Genomic DNA, 15,778 nt, shown 5'->3' on the forward strand with positions numbered 1-15,778 from the left:
CCATGAGCACAGACATCCATCCTCTCGACCAGGCCGTGGCGCTCACGCCCACCGGCGCCGTTGGCCACTACCAGGGCCAGACCACGCAGGACTACTGGAACATGGTGGGCCCGTACGGCGGCATCACCGCCGCCGCGCTGGTGCAGGCCATCCAGCAGCATCCGCTGTGCCTGGGCGATCCGCTGTCCATCACCGTCAACTACGCAGCTGCGCTGGGCGCGGGGCGCTTCGACATCGAGGCCCGCCCCGTTCGCACCAACCGCTCCACCCAGCACTGGCTGCTGACCATCACCCAGCCCGACCAGGATGGTGATGCCCAGGTCGTCACCACGGCCACGGCCGTCACGGCCGTGCGGCGCAGCACCTGGGGCGGTACCGACCTGGCCATGCCCGAGGTGCCGTCGCCTGCCGCCGTGCCGCGCGTGCCGCCGCTGGGCGGCGTGGAATGGCTCAACCGCTACGACATGCGCTTTCTCGACGGCATCATTCCCCAGACCTGGGATGGCCGCGAGACCGACAGCCTCACGCGCCTGTGGGTGCGCGACGAGCCGCCGCGCGCACTGGATTTTTGCGCGCTGGCCGGCCTGGCTGACGTATTCTTCCCGCGCGTGTGGCTGCGCCGCGCACAGCGCACCCCGGCGGGCACGGTGTCCATCACCGTCTACTTCCATGCGGGGCGTGAGGAACTGGCCGCCGCAGGCACGGGCCACCTGCTGGCCCAGGCGCGCGGCCAGGAATTTCGCAACGGCTTCTTCGACCAGAGCGCCCAGCTGTGGAGCGAGGCCGGCGTGATGCTGGCGAGCAGCCACCAGATCGTGTATTTCAAGGAATAAGCAAGGCAAGACCATCATGAGCGAAACCACCCAGGACATCCTCGTGCACACCGAAGCCGGTGTCTGCACCATCACCTTCAACCGCGCAGACAAGAAGAACTCCATTACCGAGGCCATGTACGCCAGCATGGCCGATGCGCTGGCCCAGGCCGGCGAAGACGCCGCCGTGCGCTGCGTGGTCTTCCAGGGCGACATGGCCATCTTCAGCGCGGGCAACGACATTGCCGACTTCCTCAAGCAGTCGGCCGGCGGCGCCGCCAGGCCGGAGGGCGAGCAGCGCCCCGTCTGGCGCTTCCTGCACAACATCGCCGCCTTTCCCAAGCCCGTGATCGCCGCCGTCTGCGGCCCGGCCGTGGGTATCGGCACTACCTTGCTGCTGCACTGCGACTTGGTCTATGCGGGCGACAACGCGGCCTTCTCGCTGCCCTTCGTGAACCTGGGCCTGTGCCCCGAAGCGGCCTCCAGCCTGCTGCTGCCCCAGATGCTCGGCTACCACCGCGCGGCCGAGGCCCTGCTGCTGGGCGAGCCCTTCCTGGCTGAAGCCGCACTGGAAGTGGGCCTGGTCAACCGCGTCGTGCCGCCCAGCGAATGCAATGCACTGGCTCAGGCCCAGGCCAGGAAGCTGGCGGCCAAGCCGCTGTCGGCCCTGATCGAGACCAAGCGCCTCATGAAGGCCGGCCAGTCCGGCCTGGTGCGCGAGCGCATGGCCGAGGAGGGAGCGAGCTTCGGCAAGCTGATGGGCGGGCCTGCTGCCAAGGAGGCGTTCACCGCGTTCATGGAGAAGCGCAAGCCGGACTTCAGCCAGTGCTGAAATCCACGAAGGCCTCCGAGGCGCCCGTGCAATTCGAGCCCGAGTTCATCGCCGGGCTGCGCGAAGTGTTCGAGCGCCAGATCGCCTTCAACCAGGTGCTGGGCCTGCGCATCACCGAAGTGCTGCCCGAGCGGGTTGAAGGCCGCATCACCATGCGGCCCGAGCTCATAGGCCACGCCGCCTACCAGCGCATCCACGGCGGCGTGATCAGCGCCGGCCTGGACTCCATGGGCGGCCTGGCCGTCATGGCGGCCATCGGTGCCAAGCACATGGAAGATGCGCCGCTGCAGCGCCTGCATCGCTTCTCGCGCCTGGGCACCATCGACCTGCGCGTGGACTACCTGCGCCCCGGCATAGGCAGCGAATTCATCCTGCGCGCCGAGGTGCTGCGGCTCGGCTCGCGCGTGGCCAATACGCGCATGGAATTCCTGGGGGCCGATGGCAGCTTGCTGTCCACGGGGACGGCGGCGTACATCGTTTCTTGAAGCATGGCCCGCTGACTGCGGGCCTTCTTTTTGCGTCTCTTCACCCCCAGCGCGCGCGCCACACGGCCCAGGCCGTGCCTGCGCCATAGGCGGCCATGGCCACGGCCACGAGGATGAACAGCGACTGGGCGCTGCCCAGGCCGCTGGACATGAGCCAGCCGCCGCCCACCACCACGATCAGCAGGCGCACCGTGCCGGCCAGCACGGGAGCCCAGACGCGGCCTGCGCCCAGGGAGGCGAAGTACAGCACCAGTCCCAGGCCGAACAGCCCGAAGGCCGGGCCCACGGTGCGCAGGTAGAGGTCGGCGTAGGCGCGCACGGCCGGGTCGCCGGTGAAGATGCCTGACCACAGCTGCGGCCAGACCATGACCACCAGCCCCAGCACGCCCAGCAGGGCGGCGGCCATGGCGCCGCCCGACCAGGCCACGCGGCGCGCGCGGGCGACCTGGCCGGCGCCCATGGCCATGCCCACCATGGGCACGGCGGCCATGCCCACGCCGAAGGCCATGGGGATCAGCAGGAACTCCAGCCGCTGGCCTATGCCGTAGCCGGCCAGGGCCAGCGGGCCCAGGCGGGCGACCATGCCTGTCAGCAGCAGCGCGGCCAGCGCCGTTTGCACGGGGGACAGGCAGGCCAGGGCGCCCACGCGCAGGATGTCGCGGAACATGGGCCAGGCCAGGCGCGGCGTGCGCCAGTCCAGCTGCAGGCGCTGCTGGCCCCACTGCAGGTAGGCCAGAAAGGCCGCCACGGCCAGCACCATGGCCACGATGTTGCCCACGGCCACGCCCGGCATGCCCCAGCGCGGCATGGGCCCCAGGCCCAGCCCCAGCGTGCCGCCCACCACGATCTGCACCAGCGAGGCCGCAAAGATCACGGCCGACGGCATGCGCATATTGCCCGTGCCCCGCACCACCGAGGCCAGCGTATTGCACAGCCACACCAGGATGGCGCCGCTGAACAGCACGGCGCCAAAGCCCGTGGCCGCCGCCAGCACCTCGCCGCGCCCGCCCAGCCAGCCGTAGAAGGTGGCGCCGCAGAGCACGAAGATGAGCGAGTACAGCAGCCCCGCGATGGCTCCGATCACGATGGCGTGCAGGGCTAGTGCCGAGGCACGCGCGCCGTCGCCCGCGCCCAGCGCGCGGCTGATGGCCGAGGACACGCCGCTGCCCATGGCACCGTTGCTCATCATCTGCGTGAGCATGGCCAGCGGAAACACCAGGGCCATGGCCGCCAGCGATACGGTTCCCAGCTGCCCCACGTAGTAGGTCTCGGCCACGGCGACCAGCACCGACATGCTCAGCGCCACCATGTTGGGCACGGCCAGGCGCATCAGGGTGGAGGCGATGGGGCCGCTGACCAACGGATGCGCGGACCCACTGGCCGCAGCGCCAGGGGCTGCGGAGGGCAGGGCGGCGCTCATTCCGCGCTCTCCTGCGTGGCGGTTTCCAGCACGGGCAGCATGCCCAGCACCAGGCTTTCCAGCGCGCCGATCTGCTCGCTGCCGCACAGCTCGCGCACGCGCTGCTGGGCCTGGCGCCACAGGGCGGCAGCCTCGCGGATGCGGGCGCGGCCTTCGGGCGTGACCACCACGCAGCGGCTGCGCGCATCCGCGCCGGGAACCAGGTCGATGAAGCCGGCCTGCTGCAGCGTGCGCAGGTTGCGCGTCATTGTCGTGCGGTCGGTGTGCAACTGCTCGGCCAGGGCCGAGACCGTGGGCGGGCCGTCGGGCGCATTGCGTGCCTGCACCAGCAGGCTGAACTGCGTGCCGCGCAGGCCGCTGGGCGCCAGCGTGTCGTCATAGAGCTGCGAGATCTTGCGCGACAGGCTGCGCACCATGAAGCAGGTGCAGACCGGACTGGCGGCGCTTGAGGTGGAGGAGGTCATGGGGCGAGGGGCAGGTTGCCTGGAATGGAAATAAGTGTAGATGCACCTATTGATTTGCGCATGTCCGCTGCGCGACCTGCGCATGCGCGGTGTGTGATCGAGAAAGGCTTGCAAGCACATGAAACGGGAGAACCATCTCGTTACCGTTCTTGCGAGATGCCGGCATTTGTTGCCAGTTCGTGTGCGTAGCATCGGATTTTTCCGAAGGAGACCCACCCATGGCTGTTCAGAACCCGTTCTTTGGCAAGCGCGACAACGATGCTTTCACCTCCCGCAACACCCTGGGCAGCGGCACAGGCGCCGCCAGCACGGGCGGCAGCCCTTCGGGAGCCGTCATGCCCAGCTCCAGCGTGAGCAGCCCGGCATCCACCCAGCGCCAGGCCTCGCCTGTGTCGCAGGACTCTCCGGGCAGCAAGCTCACCGTGGGCCCCAACATCAAGCTCAAGGGCGTGGAGATCACCGATTGCGACACGCTGGTGGTCGAAGGCACGGTGGAGGCCACCATGGACTCGCGCGTGATCCAGATCGCCGAGCAGGGCGCCTTCCATGGCACGGCCGAGATCGATATCGCCGAGATCCATGGCGTGTTCGACGGCACGCTGACCGTGCGCGAGAAGCTGGTCATCTACGGCACGGGCAAGGTCAGCGGCAAGATCCGCTACGGCAAGGTGGTGATCGAAGAGGGTGGCGAGCTCACAGGCCAGATCGAGGCCGGTTCCTCGCCGCGTTCATCTTCGGGTTCGGCCGTGGCGTCCAGCGCCTCCAGCCTGTCCTCTTCCTCGTCGGCCGTCTCCAGCGACAGCGCCGCCAGCAGTTCCGCTGCCCTGGCTGCGGCCACCGCAGCGGCTTCGCTGCAGCCGCGCGTCACGCCGTCGCTGGCATGAGCCATCTCTGCTGCCGGAAATGAAAAAGCGACCTGCGAAGGTCGCTTTTTTCATGGCTGCAGAGGTGGGCGGGTTCAGCCGGCCTGCTGCTGCTTTCGTTCTGCATTGCGCTCGGCCGCTGCGCGCCAGGAACGCACCTGGTCGTTGTCCGGCAGCGACTGGGGCTTGCCCTGGCCGTCGATGGCCACGTAGGTCAGCAGGGCTTCGGTCACCTTGACGAAGCGGCCCTGGTCGGCAAAGCGCTCGGCATAGACCTCGACATCCACCGTGACCGAGGTGCGGCCCACGCGCTGCACGCTGGAGTAGAACGACAGGATGTCGCCCACGCGCACGGGCTGCTTGAAGATGAACTCGTTCACGGCCACGGTGACCATGCGGCTCTGGCCCAGGCGCGATGGCAGCACCGAGCCCGCCAGGTCGACCTGCGCCATGACCCAGCCGCCGAAGATGTCGCCATTGGCGTTGACATCGGCGGGCATGGGAATGACCTTGAGAACCAGCTCCTTGTCTGCGGGCAAGGGATGGGGCGGGAGGTCGGGGCGGGGTGGCATGGGCACAATCGGGTCAATATAACAACCGAGAATTGTCTTTCATGCGACGCGAGAGCGCTTCCCCTACGGATTTACCCTTAGTCCCAACCCCGGCACCGTCGCGGGACTGGAACGCGCTGCGGCGCCTGCTGCCCTACCTGTGGCAATACAAGTGGCGCGTGCTGGCGGCGCTGGGCTTCATGATCGGGGCCAAGCTCGCCAACGTGGGCGTGCCCGTGCTGCTCAAGCACCTGGTCGATGCGCTGGATCTGAAGGCCGGCGATGCCCGCGCGGTGCTCGTCGTGCCCGTGGCCCTGCTGCTGGCCTACGGGCTGCTGCGCTTTTCCAGTTCGCTGTTCACCGAGCTGCGCGACCTGGTCTTTGCCAAGGCCACGCAGGGCGCCTCGCGGGCGATTGCGCTGTCCACCTTCGAGCACCTGCATGCGCTGAGCCTGCGCTTTCACCTGGAGCGCCAGACCGGCGGCATGACGCGCGACATCGAGCGCGGCGTGCGCAGCACCGAGTCGCTGATCTCGTATTCGCTCTACAGCATCCTGCCCACCTTCATCGAGATGGCGCTGGTGCTGGGCATCCTGGCGCTGCGCTTCGACATCTGGTTCGCGGTCATCACGCTGGCGGCGCTGGTGTTCTACATCACGTTCACCGTCACGGTGACCGAGTGGCGCACGCGCTTTCGGCGCGAGGCCAATGCCCAGGAGTCGGCGGCGCACACCAAGGCCATCGACTCGCTGCTGAACTACGAGACCGTCAAGTACTTCGGCAACGAGGGCTTCGAGGCGCGGCGCTATGACGAGAACCTGGAGGCGCTGCGCCGCGTGCGCCTCAAGAGCCAGACCACGCTGAGCATGCTCAACTGCGGGCAGCAGCTGATCATCGCCACGGCCCTGGTCGCCATCCTCTGGCGCGCCACGCAGGGCGTGGTGGACGGGCGGCTGTCGCTGGGCGACCTGGTCATGGTCAACGCATTCATGATCCAGCTCTACATCCCGCTGGGCTTTCTGGGTGTGATCTACCGCGAGATCAAGCAGAGCCTGACCGACCTGGAGCGCATGTTCACCCTCATGGACAAGGAGCGCGAGGTGGCCGACGCGCCCGGCGCCCGGCCTCTGCCGGCCGACGGCGCACCGCCCGAGCTGCGCTTCGAGCATGTGGACTTTGCCTATGACCCCGAGCGGCCCATCCTCAAGGACGTGAGCTTCACCATTCCGGCCGGCAAGACCGTGGCCGTGGTCGGCCCTTCGGGCTCGGGCAAGAGCACGCTGGCGCGGCTGATCTTCCGCTTCTACGACGTGCAGTCCGGCCATGTGCGCATCGCCGGGCGCGACCTGCGCGAGCTGACCCAGGACAGCGTGCGGGGCGCCGTGGGCATCGTGCCGCAGGACACGGTGCTGTTCAACGACACGGTGGAATACAACATCGCCTACGGCCGCCCCGGCGCCAGCCGGGACCAAGTGGTGGCGGCCGCGCGCGCCGCGCGCATCCACGACTTCATCGAGGCCACGCCCCAGGGCTATGCCACGCGCGTGGGCGAGCGCGGCCTCAAGCTGTCGGGCGGCGAAAAGCAGCGGGTGGCGATTGCGCGCACCCTGCTCAAGGACCCGCCCATCCTGATCTTTGACGAGGCGACCTCGGCGCTGGACTCGGCCAACGAGCGCGCCATCCAGGCCGAGCTGCAAAGCGCCGCGCGCAACAAGACGGCGCTGGTGATTGCCCACCGCCTGTCCACCGTGGTCGATGCGCACGAGATCCTGGTCATGGATGCGGGCCGCATCGTCGAGCGCGGCACCCACGCCCAGCTGGTCGCGGCGGGCGGGCGCTATGCGGACATGTGGGCGCTGCAGCAAAGCGGGGAGCCCGCCGTGCTGTAGCGCGGGGCGACCGGGCGGCCGGGTGGCCTGGCGCCTGGACGGCTTCAGGGCTTGAGGTGCGTGACCAGGAACTGCTCCATGGCCTCGTAGAACTCGAACTTGTTCTCGTCGTTGTGAAAGCCGTGGCCCTCGTTGTCCTTGACCATGTACTGCACCTCGACGCCGTGCTCGCGCAGCGCCTTCACCACCTGGTCGCTCTCGTCCTTGTTCACGCGCGGATCGCGCGCGCCCTGGGCGATGAACAGCGGCGCCTTGATGCGGTCCACATGCAGGGCTGGCGAGGTGGCGGCCAGGCGCTCCCTGTCGCGCTCGGGATCGCCCACCATGGCGTGCATCTGGTCCAGCAGCGGCTTCCAGTAGGGCGGAATGGTCTTCATGAAGGTGAACAGGTTGGACACGCCCACATAGTCCACGGCCGCCGCATACAGGTCGGGCGTGAAGGCCACGCCGGCCAACGTGGCATAGCCGCCATAGCTGCCGCCGTAGATGCCGATGCGCGCAGGGTCGGCAATGCCCTGGTCGATCAGCCAGTGCACGCCGTCCGTGATGTCGTCCTGCATCTTCAGGCCCCACTGGCCGAATCCCGCTTCCCAGAACGCGCGGCCATAGCCCGTGGAGCCCCGGAAGTTCACCTGCAGCACGCAAAAGCCCCGGTTGGCGAGGAACTGCACCTCGGGGTTGTAGCCCCAGCCGTCGCGGGCCCAGGGGCCGCCGTGCGGGTTGATGATGCAGGCCAGGTTCCTGGGCTCGCGGCCGGCCGGCAGGGTCAGGTAGCCGTGGATGGTCAGGCCGTCGCGGCTGGTGTAGCTGACGGGCTGCACGCGCGACATGGCGGACTCGGGAATGGCCGGGTTGATGTCGGCCAGCTTGGTCAGCGCATCGGCGGCCGCGTCGTAGATATAGCGCGCGCCCGGCGTGCGGTCGTTGAAGGCGGCGACGATGAACTTGTCCTCGGCGCGGTTGGCGCCCTGGATGGCGAAGTCGTAGCCCGGCAGCTGCGCGGCCAGCCGGCCGTACAGGGCTTCGGTCTCGGCATCGAAGAAGCGGTACTGCGGCTTGTCGGTCTGGTAGGCGGCCAGGGTCAGCACGCGGCGCTTGCGCGAATAGGCCGCCGCGCCCAGATCGACTTCTTCGGGCACGAAGATTTCCTCTTCCTCGTCGGGCCGGGCCGGGTCGATGACCACCAGGGCCAGCTTGTCGCGGCCCCGGTTGGACAGGGCGTAGAGCCTGCGGTCATCGAAGGTGAAGAAGGCCGGGCTGACGCTGGTGCGGTAGTCGGTGGTGATCAGGGGCTGGAACTCGCCGGCCTCGTCGTCGCGGTAGAGCAGGGCGCTGTTCAGGCCGTCGCTGGCCACGGCGGCCCGCACGCGGCCCGCATGGTCGGTCTGCCAGCCGACGATGTTGCCGGGGTTCTGCGCCACCAGTTGCGCCGCGCCCGTGTGCACGTTCACGCGGTACACGTCGAAGACCTCGGCATCGCGCTGGTTGTGGCTGATCAGCACATGGTCGGGGTCGTCTTCCAGGTCGTCCTCGATGCTGGCGCGCACGCCGTCCCAGGGCGTCAGGTCGGTGGCTTCGCCGCTGCGCGCGTTGACCGCCAGCACGTGGAAGTTCTCGTCGCCGCCGAAGTCCTTCTGGTAGAGCACCACGTCCGAGCCCTTCCAGAAGAAGTTGCTGATGTCGCGCTCGGTCTCGGCCGTGATGCGGCGCGGCTCGCCCACAGGGGTGCTGCCCTCCAGCGCCTGCACATGGATGTTCATGCGCGCCGGATGGCCATCCACGCTGACGGGCTGCATGAAGCCCAGCATGCTTCCGTCATCGGCCAGGCGGAAGAAGCCGCGCTCCGGATTGCGGAAGAAGTCCTTGATCGGATAGGCCTGCGGAGCCTGCGCATCGGCGCTGGCATCCCGTGCCAGGTTGAGGATGTGGGCGGCCATGGCGGGGTGTCGGGAAAACGTCGGCAAGGGTGACCTCCTGGGTTGCAGCGGCAGGGGAAAAAGGGAGCCGGCCATGATGCCATGGCGATGTATACAAACAGGCGGGTCATTGTCTTTGCTGGGATTGGTTGTATACATTTGATTGGTGTTTTCCCGTGTTTTTGCGGAAAAATGCACCATGAATCGCCTTGGATGTATACATTCACGCCATTCCATCCAGACAAAGCCCCATGAGCCCCCAGCTTGCCCCCGCCGCCTCCGAAGCGGAAAGACACTCCCAGGTCATCAAGGCCCAGCTGCAACTGCGCGAGATGATTCTTGCGGGCGAACTGCCCGCAGGCGAGCGCATCGCCGAGCTGACCGTGGTGCAGCGCCTGGGCATCTCCCGCACGCCGGTGCGCGCCGCGCTGATGCGGCTGGAGCAGGAAGGCCTGCTCGAAGCCATGGCCGGCGGGCGCGGCTACCGCGTGCGGCTGTTCTCCGAGGCCGATGTGGCCGATGCCATCGAACTGCGCGGCACGCTGGAAGGCCTGGCCGCGCGCTGGGCGGCCGAGCGCGGCGTGGCCGAGCCGCTGCTGGCGCAGGCCGGCCGCTGCCTCGATGCCATCGACCGTGTGCTGGAGACGGCCGACTGGGGCGATGAGGCCTTCTCGCGCTATGTGGCGCTGAACTCCGAATTCCACGACCTGCTGCACTCCATGGCCGGCAGCAGCGTCATGCAGCGCGAGCTGGAGCGCGTGGTGCGCATGCCCTTCGCCTCGCCTTCGGGCTTTGTGCTGGCGCGGGCCGAATCGCCGCGTGCGCGCCACAGTCTGATGGTGGCCCAGGACCAGCACCGCCAGGTGCTGGACGCCATTGCCGCGCGCGAGGGCGCCCGGGCCGAGGCGCTGATGAAAGAGCACTCGCGCATTGCGCGCCGCAACCTGCGCGAGGCCGTGAGCGAGCCCGGCAGCCATGCGGTTCCTGGCGTGCAGTTGATCCGAGCCTGATTCGAGTCTGATCCGCGCTTGATGTGCGCTTGATGTGCGCTTGATGTGCGCTTGATGTGCGCCGGCGGCCTCGGCCGCCTGCGCCCCAGCCACCGCAGCGCCAAGGACTGCGGACCCCACCCATAAAGGAGACCCCCCATGAGCACATTTCCCAAGAACACCTGGTACGTGGCCGCCACGTCCGACGAGATCCAGGACAAGCCGCTGGGCCGTCGCATCTGCGGCGAGCGCATTGCCTTCTACCGCGCGCAGCACGGCGTTGCCGCCGTGGAGGATTTTTGCCCGCACCGCGGCGCGCCCCTGTCGCTGGGCTTTGTCTGCGAGGGCAAGCTGGTCTGCGGCTACCACGGGCTGGAGATGGGCTGCGACGGCAAGACCATTGCCATGCCGGGCCAGCGCGTGCGCGGCTTCCCCGAGATCCGCAGCTATCCCGTCGAGGAGCGCCACGGCTTCATCTGGGTCTGGCCTGGCGACAAGGCGTTGGCCGATGCCGCCCTGATTCCGAAGCTGCCCTGGCACGACAACCCCGAATGGGCCTACGGCGGCGGCATGTTCCACATCCAGGCCGACTACCGGCTGATGATCGACAACCTCATGGACCTGACGCACGAGACCTATGTGCACGCCAGCTCCATCGGCCAGGCCGAGATCGACGAGACGCCCTGCAAGACCGAGACGCGCGGCGAGGGCGCCGATGTCGAGGTCGTCACCAGCCGCTTCATGAACGACATCCCCGCCCCCCGTTCTGGAAGATGGCGCTGCGCAGCAACGGCCTGGCCGACGAGGTGCCCGTGGACCGCTGGCAGGTCTGCCGCTTCACCCCGCCCAGCCATGTGCTGATCGAGGTCGGCGTAGCCCATGCAGGCCACGGCGGCTACGACGCGCCCGACGAGCACAAGGTCTACAGCATGGTGGTGGACTTCATCACGCCCGAGACCGAGGAGTCCATGTGGTACTTCTGGGGCATGGCGCGCCGCTTCAATCCGGGCGATGCCGAAGTCACCGACCGCATCCGCGAGGGCCAGCACAAGATCTTCAGCGAAGACCTGCAGATGCTGGAGCTGCAGCAGCGCAACCTCAGTGCCCACCCCGACCGCAAGCTGCTCAAGCTCAACATCGATGCGGGCGGCGTGCAGTCGCGCAAGGTCATCGACAAATGGATTGCGCAGGAGCAGCAGGCCGCGACGGTGGCCGCAGCAGCGGCCCAGCCTGCCGCCGCCGTGGCCTGAGGCTGCCGGCATGGCCAGGCCAGCAGGCGCGGGCGGTGCCGGGGATGGGGTAACCTCGGCGGGCTTCAACCCCAGGGCCGCAAGGCCTGCCGCCACCGATGGTCCACTCCGCCTCCGATCCGCTTTCCATCGACCTCTACGACCAGCCGGGCCATCTGATCCGGCGCGCGCAGCAGATCGCGGCGCAGCTGTTCCGCGACGTGCTGGGGCCGGACGTGACGCCCGTGCAGTACGCCATCCTTCGCATGCTGCAGGAAAAGCCGGGCATCGACCAGGTGACGCTGGCGCGGCTGGTGGCGCTGGACAACTCCACCACGGCCGACATCGCGGCGCGCCTGGAGGCCAAGGGCTGGGTGCTGCGCGAGATCCTGCCCCGGCGCCAGCGGCGCCTGACGCTCACGGCCGAGGGCGAGACCATGCTGGCCGGCTTCGTGCCCAATGTCCACGAACTGCACGAGCGCATGCTGGCCGCGCTCGAACCCCAAGAGCAGGCCGAGTTCAAGCGCCTGCTGCGCAAGTTCGTGCAACTGCACGACGTGCGCGAATCCACGGAAACATCGTCCGCCGACTGAGGGCGGCCTGGCCGCCAGCGCGCATGGCGAGCCGACCCTGATCGGGGAAACCCGGTATTTGACGTACATCATCATTCAGTAAACTGAATCACATTCAGCATACGTAATGAACTGCTGAAAAACGGCTGAAAACACAAGAAAGCTCGGCCAGAGCTTCGACCCCAAGGAGACCCACGATGACTGCCTGCCTGCTTGCCCCTCGCCTGCAGCGGCCCCGCGCCGCCGCATCTTCCATCCCCTTTTCGCAGGAGCTGCGGCCATGAGCGCCGACCTGCGTGCAAGCGTCGACCAGCGGCCCATGACGCGCTTCCAGTGGTCGGTCATAGCCCTGTGCATGGTGCTCAACATGATCGACGGCTTCGACGTGCTGGTCATGGCCTTCACGGCCTCGGCTGTGTCGGCGCACTGGCAGCTCAGCGGCGCCCAGCTGGGCTTTCTGCTCAGTGCGGGCCTGTTCGGCATGGCGGGCGGATCGCTGCTGATCGCGCCCTGGGCCGACCGGCTGGGCCGCCGGCCGCTGATCCTGGCCTGCCTGGCCCTCTCGGGCGTGGGCATGCTGGGCTCGGCCTTCAGCCACAGCGCCATCCAGCTTGCGGCGCTGCGCGTGCTCACGGGCCTGGGTGTGGGCGGCATCCTGGCCTGCAGCAACGTGATCGCCAGCGAATACGCCTCGCAGCGCTGGCGCAGCCTGGCCGTCACCCTGCAGTCCACGGGCTACGCGCTGGGCGCCAGCATTGGCGGCTCCATCGCGGTGTGGCTGCTGGGGCGCCATGACTGGCGCGCCGTCTTCCTCTTCGGCGGCTGCGTGACGCTGGGCGTGCTGGTCCTGGCCTGGCGGCGACTGCCCGAGTCCATGGACTTCCTGCTGGCGCGGCGCCCGGCCGGCGCGCTGCAGCGGCTCAATGCCCTGGTCGGCCGGCTGGGCCTGCCCGCATTGGCTGCGCTGCCGCCTGCCGCGCCCGCATCGGCGGGGCCGGCGCGGCGTGGCCCGCTGCAGCTGTTTGCGCCGGGCCTGCGCCGGCCCACGCTGCTGGTCTGGCTGTCGTTCTTCGCGGTGATGTTCGGCTTTTACTTCGTCATGAGCTGGACGCCCAAGCTGCTTGCCGCCTCGGGCCTCACGCCCGAGCAGGGCGTGACCGGCGGCGTGCTGCTAAGCCTGGGCGGCATCCTGGGCGCCACCTTGCTGGGCCTGCTGGCGGCGCGCTATCCCGTGCACCGCGCACTGGCCGGCTTCATGCTGGCCACGGCCGTGCTGCTGTGCTTCATCGTGAGCAATCCGGGCTCGCTGTTGCTGTCGTATGCGCTGGCCTTCCTGATCGGCGTCTTCGTCAACGGCTGCGTGGCCGGGCTCTATGCCATCGCGCCCATGGTCTATGGCGGCGAGGTGCGCGTGACCGGCGTGGGCTGGGGCATAGGCATAGGGCGCATCGGCGCCATCGTCTCGCCCATGGTCGCGGGCTCGCTGCTCGACGCCTCCTGGTCGGCCAGCCAGCTGTACGTGGGCTATGGCGCGGCCTTCGTGTTCGCGGCCTGCATCGTGTCGCTGCACCGGCTGCAAGGGCCTGAAGCCGGCAGGCCCGCAGCCACGGGCCGCACGCTGTCGGCGCATTGAGCGCGACTTGCAGACAAGAAGGAGAACCCCATGACCGAATGCACCACCATTGCACCCGCCTCCACGCCCGTCTCCACGCCCGCCTTCCCGCTGGACCAGTGGTATGTCGCCGGCTTTGCCTGGGAGCTGCACGACGCGCCGCTGGCCCGCACCCTGCTGGGCCGGCCCGTCGTGCTGTTTCGCACGCCCGATGGCAGCGTCGCCGCGCTGGAAGACCGCTGCTGCCACCGCGAGCTGCCGCTGTCCTGCGGCACGGTGGAGGCGCGCGGCCTGCGCTGCGGCTACCACGGCCTGCTGTTCGACCGCGCCGGGCAGTGCCTGGAGATTCCGGGCCAGCAGCGCATACCGCCCAAGGCCTGCGTCAAGTCCTTCGACCTGCGCGAGCGTGACCAGATCCTCTGGATCTGGATGGGCGCCACGCCCGATTCCGTGCCCGCGCATGAGCCGCCCGACTATCCCGTGCACGGCGATGCGCGCTACCGCTTCGGCGGCGATGTCTACCACTACGACGCGCCCTACCAGCTCATCCACGACAACCTGCTGGACCTCAGCCACCTGGGCTATGTGCACCTCAAGACCATTGGCGGCAATGCCGGCGTCCACATGAATGCCGAGCTCAAGGTGCGCCAGGAGGGCGACAGCGTCACCGTGCTGCGCTGGATGCCCGACTCCGACCCGCCGCCCACCTATGCGGCGGCCTGGCCGTTCGCGGGCCGCATCGACCGCTGGCAGGAGGTGGAGTTCCACCCCTCGCATGTGCGCATCTGGACCGGCGCCATGGACGCAGGCAGCGGGCAGCTGGACGACCCGCAGCGCGAAGGCTTTCACATGCGGGGCTTTCACGGCGTGACGCCGGAGACCGAGCATTCGGCCCACTACTTCTGGACCATTGCCACCAACCCGCATCCGGACATGCAGGACACCACGCGCCTGGTGATCGACCAGACGGCTGCCACCTTCGAGGAAGACAAGGTCGTCATCGAGGCCCAGTTCCGCAATCAGCAGCGCTTTGGCGCGCGCCCCGTCATCGACATCCACGTGGACGCCGGCCCCAACCGCGCGCGCCGCGTCATCCACCGGCTGCGCGAGGCCAGCGCCCAGGCGCTGGCGGCGGCCTGATTTTTCCGAACCTCTCCATTCCCACGTTTTTCCCATGCAAGCCAACTCCATCCTCCAGGTGCGCGTCGCGCGCAAGTGCGCCGAGGCGCAGGACATCTGCAGCCTTGAACTCGTGCCGCTGGACGGCCAGAGCCTGCCCGCCTTCACGGCCGGCTCGCACATCGACCTGCACCTGCCCGGCGGCCTGGTGCGCCAGTACTCGCTGTGCAACGACCCGCAGGACACCGGCCGCTACGTGGTCGGCGTGCTGCGCGAGGCCGCCTCGCGCGGCGGCTCGGCCGCCGTGCACGAACAGGTGCAGGAAGGCCAGCAGATCGCCATCGGCGCGCCGCGCAACCATTTCGCGCTGCATGCGGGCGGGCCTGCACGTCATCTGCTGCTGGCCGGCGGCATAGGCATCACGCCCGTGCTGGCCATGGCGCGCCAGCTGGCGCGCGAGGGTGCCGACTTCGAACTGCACTACTGCGCGCGTTCGCGCGAGCGCATGGCCTTCACGGCCCTGCTGCAGTCCATGCCCTGGGCCGACCGCGTGCACCTGCATGTGGATGGCGAGGGCGCGCTCGACATGGCGCAGCTGCTCGGCGCCCCGCAGGCGGGCCTGCACCTGTATGTCTGCGGCCCGCGCGGCTTCATGGACGCGGCGCTGGGCATGGCTCGCACGTCGGGCTGGGGCGAGGACAGTCTGCACTACGAGTTCTTCGCGGGCGAGGCCGTGCAGCGCGAGGGCGATGCCGGGTTCGAGATCGAGATCGCCAGCACCGGCCAGGTGGTGCGCGTGGCGCCCGAGCAGACCGTGGTCCAGGCGCTGGCCGGCATCGGCGTGGAGGTGCAGACCTCGTGCGAGCAGGGCGTGTGCGGCACCTGCCTCACCCGCGTGCTCTCGGGCGAGCCCGAGCACCGCGACATGTACCTGACCGAAGACGAGCAGGCCGCCTGCGACCAGTTCCTGCCCTGCTGCTCGCGCGCGAAATCCGCCCGGCTGGTGCTGGACCTGTAGCGCGGCA

Annotated in this window: 14 protein-coding genes and 1 pseudogene; 11 read left to right on the forward strand and 4 right to left on the reverse strand. The window is 68.7% G+C overall.

The window, feature by feature from the left end; all coding sequences use genetic code 11:
• Nucleotides 1-2 precede the first annotated feature (2 nt).
• From BO996_RS06905 to BO996_RS06915, 3 genes are read left to right on the forward strand one after another with little or no spacing between them, the layout of a single operon-like run.
• Nucleotides 3-833: an acyl-CoA thioesterase gene (locus BO996_RS06905; RefSeq protein WP_034365068.1), complete on the forward strand. Its 831-nt coding sequence runs from the start codon at nt 3-5 to the stop codon at nt 831-833.
• 16 nt (nt 834-849) lie between these two features.
• A complete protein-coding gene (locus BO996_RS06910) occupies nt 850-1,644 on the forward strand; it encodes an enoyl-CoA hydratase (protein ID WP_013804194.1) in 795 nt (264 codons plus the stop codon).
• Nucleotides 1,638-2,129, forward strand: a complete 492-nt coding sequence (locus tag BO996_RS06915; RefSeq protein WP_071954359.1) for a thioesterase family protein — start codon at nt 1,638-1,640, stop codon at nt 2,127-2,129. The genes BO996_RS06910 and BO996_RS06915 overlap by 7 nt, the downstream gene beginning before the upstream one ends.
• Nucleotides 2,130-2,169: 40 nt before the next feature.
• On the opposite strand, the gene BO996_RS06920 is transcribed toward BO996_RS06915, so the two are convergent.
• Together BO996_RS06920 and BO996_RS06925 are read right to left on the reverse strand one after the other, a co-directional pair.
• The gene (locus BO996_RS06920; protein ID WP_071954360.1) at nt 2,170-3,549 is read right to left on the reverse strand and encodes an MATE family efflux transporter; all 1,380 of its coding nucleotides are present in this window, start codon (nt 3,547-3,549) and stop codon (nt 2,170-2,172) included.
• The gene (locus BO996_RS06925; protein WP_013804191.1) at nt 3,546-4,013 is read right to left on the reverse strand and encodes a MarR family winged helix-turn-helix transcriptional regulator; all 468 of its coding nucleotides are present in this window, start codon (nt 4,011-4,013) and stop codon (nt 3,546-3,548) included. Before BO996_RS06925 ends, BO996_RS06920 begins: the two co-directional genes overlap by 4 nt.
• A gap of 218 nt (nt 4,014-4,231) precedes the next feature.
• Here BO996_RS06925 and BO996_RS06930 point away from each other — a divergent pair, with 218 nt between their 5' ends.
• Entirely contained in the window at nt 4,232-4,897 is a 666-nt protein-coding gene (locus BO996_RS06930) for a bactofilin family protein (protein WP_012203277.1), read from the forward strand.
• 74 nt (nt 4,898-4,971) lie between these two features.
• Here the strand turns inward: BO996_RS06930 and BO996_RS06935 are convergent, their stop codons facing one another.
• Nucleotides 4,972-5,448, reverse strand: coding sequence for an acyl-CoA thioesterase (locus BO996_RS06935; RefSeq protein ID WP_012203278.1), 477 nt, complete (start codon nt 5,446-5,448; stop codon nt 4,972-4,974).
• 41 nt (nt 5,449-5,489) lie between these two features.
• Here BO996_RS06935 and BO996_RS06940 point away from each other — a divergent pair, with 41 nt between their 5' ends.
• Complete coding sequence (locus tag BO996_RS06940) at nt 5,490-7,316, forward strand: ABCB family ABC transporter ATP-binding protein/permease (protein WP_071957045.1); 1,827 nt, start codon at nt 5,490-5,492, stop codon at nt 7,314-7,316.
• 44 nt (nt 7,317-7,360) lie between these two features.
• Here BO996_RS06940 and BO996_RS06945 read toward each other — a convergent pair whose 3' ends face one another.
• Nucleotides 7,361-9,253, reverse strand: a complete 1,893-nt coding sequence (locus BO996_RS06945; protein WP_156897929.1) for a S9 family peptidase — start codon at nt 9,251-9,253, stop codon at nt 7,361-7,363.
• A 230-nt stretch (nt 9,254-9,483) separates the two neighbouring features.
• Here BO996_RS06945 and BO996_RS06950 point away from each other — a divergent pair, with 230 nt between their 5' ends.
• From BO996_RS06950 to BO996_RS06975, 6 genes and pseudogenes are all read left to right on the forward strand, one after another.
• Nucleotides 9,484-10,242: a GntR family transcriptional regulator gene (locus BO996_RS06950; protein ID WP_071954362.1), complete on the forward strand. Its 759-nt coding sequence runs from the start codon at nt 9,484-9,486 to the stop codon at nt 10,240-10,242.
• A gap of 138 nt (nt 10,243-10,380) precedes the next feature.
• Nucleotides 10,381-11,471, forward strand: a pseudogene (locus tag BO996_RS06955) (Rieske 2Fe-2S domain-containing protein).
• Between the two features lie 98 nt (nt 11,472-11,569).
• Nucleotides 11,570-12,043, forward strand: coding sequence for a MarR family winged helix-turn-helix transcriptional regulator (locus tag BO996_RS06960; RefSeq protein WP_047326188.1), 474 nt, complete (start codon nt 11,570-11,572; stop codon nt 12,041-12,043).
• A 259-nt stretch (nt 12,044-12,302) separates the two neighbouring features.
• Nucleotides 12,303-13,655, forward strand: coding sequence for an MFS transporter (locus tag BO996_RS06965; protein ID WP_071954363.1), 1,353 nt, complete (start codon nt 12,303-12,305; stop codon nt 13,653-13,655).
• Nucleotides 13,656-13,685: 30 nt separating this feature from the next.
• On the forward strand, nt 13,686-14,774 hold the full coding sequence (locus BO996_RS06970; RefSeq protein WP_071954364.1) for an aromatic ring-hydroxylating dioxygenase subunit alpha: 1,089 nt from the start codon (nt 13,686-13,688) through the stop codon (nt 14,772-14,774).
• Nucleotides 14,775-14,808: 34 nt separating this feature from the next.
• Nucleotides 14,809-15,771, forward strand: coding sequence for a PDR/VanB family oxidoreductase (locus tag BO996_RS06975; protein WP_071954365.1), 963 nt, complete (start codon nt 14,809-14,811; stop codon nt 15,769-15,771).
• The last annotated feature ends 7 nt before the right edge of the window (nt 15,772-15,778 follow it).

It is taken from the genome of Delftia sp. HK171 (assembly GCF_001886655.1).
GTDB classification, from domain to species: Bacteria; Pseudomonadota; Gammaproteobacteria; order Burkholderiales; family Burkholderiaceae_C; genus Comamonas; species Comamonas acidovorans.

What these genes read in the sequence shown, in the direction of transcription:
- BO996_RS06905 (WP_034365068.1), top strand. Translation starts at nt 3, where the DNA reads ATGAGCACAGACATCCATCCTCTCGACCAGGCCGTGGCGCTCACGCCC.
- BO996_RS06910 (WP_013804194.1), top strand. Translation starts at nt 850, where the DNA reads ATGAGCGAAACCACCCAGGACATCCTCGTGCACACCGAAGCCGGTGTC.
- BO996_RS06920 (WP_071954360.1), bottom strand. Translation starts at nt 3,549, where the DNA reads ATGAGCGCCGCCCTGCCCTCCGCAGCCCCTGGCGCTGCGGCCAGTGGG.
- BO996_RS06925 (WP_013804191.1), bottom strand. Translation starts at nt 4,013, where the DNA reads ATGACCTCCTCCACCTCAAGCGCCGCCAGTCCGGTCTGCACCTGCTTC.
- BO996_RS06930 (WP_012203277.1), top strand. Translation starts at nt 4,232, where the DNA reads ATGGCTGTTCAGAACCCGTTCTTTGGCAAGCGCGACAACGATGCTTTC.
- BO996_RS06935 (WP_012203278.1), bottom strand. Translation starts at nt 5,448, where the DNA reads ATGCCACCCCGCCCCGACCTCCCGCCCCATCCCTTGCCCGCAGACAAG.
- BO996_RS06940 (WP_071957045.1), top strand. Translation starts at nt 5,490, where the DNA reads ATGCGACGCGAGAGCGCTTCCCCTACGGATTTACCCTTAGTCCCAACC.
- BO996_RS06945 (WP_156897929.1), bottom strand. Translation starts at nt 9,253, where the DNA reads ATGGCCGCCCACATCCTCAACCTGGCACGGGATGCCAGCGCCGATGCG.
- BO996_RS06950 (WP_071954362.1), top strand. Translation starts at nt 9,484, where the DNA reads ATGAGCCCCCAGCTTGCCCCCGCCGCCTCCGAAGCGGAAAGACACTCC.
- BO996_RS06960 (WP_047326188.1), top strand. Translation starts at nt 11,570, where the DNA reads ATGGTCCACTCCGCCTCCGATCCGCTTTCCATCGACCTCTACGACCAG.
- BO996_RS06965 (WP_071954363.1), top strand. Translation starts at nt 12,303, where the DNA reads ATGAGCGCCGACCTGCGTGCAAGCGTCGACCAGCGGCCCATGACGCGC.
- BO996_RS06970 (WP_071954364.1), top strand. Translation starts at nt 13,686, where the DNA reads ATGACCGAATGCACCACCATTGCACCCGCCTCCACGCCCGTCTCCACG.
- BO996_RS06975 (WP_071954365.1), top strand. Translation starts at nt 14,809, where the DNA reads ATGCAAGCCAACTCCATCCTCCAGGTGCGCGTCGCGCGCAAGTGCGCC.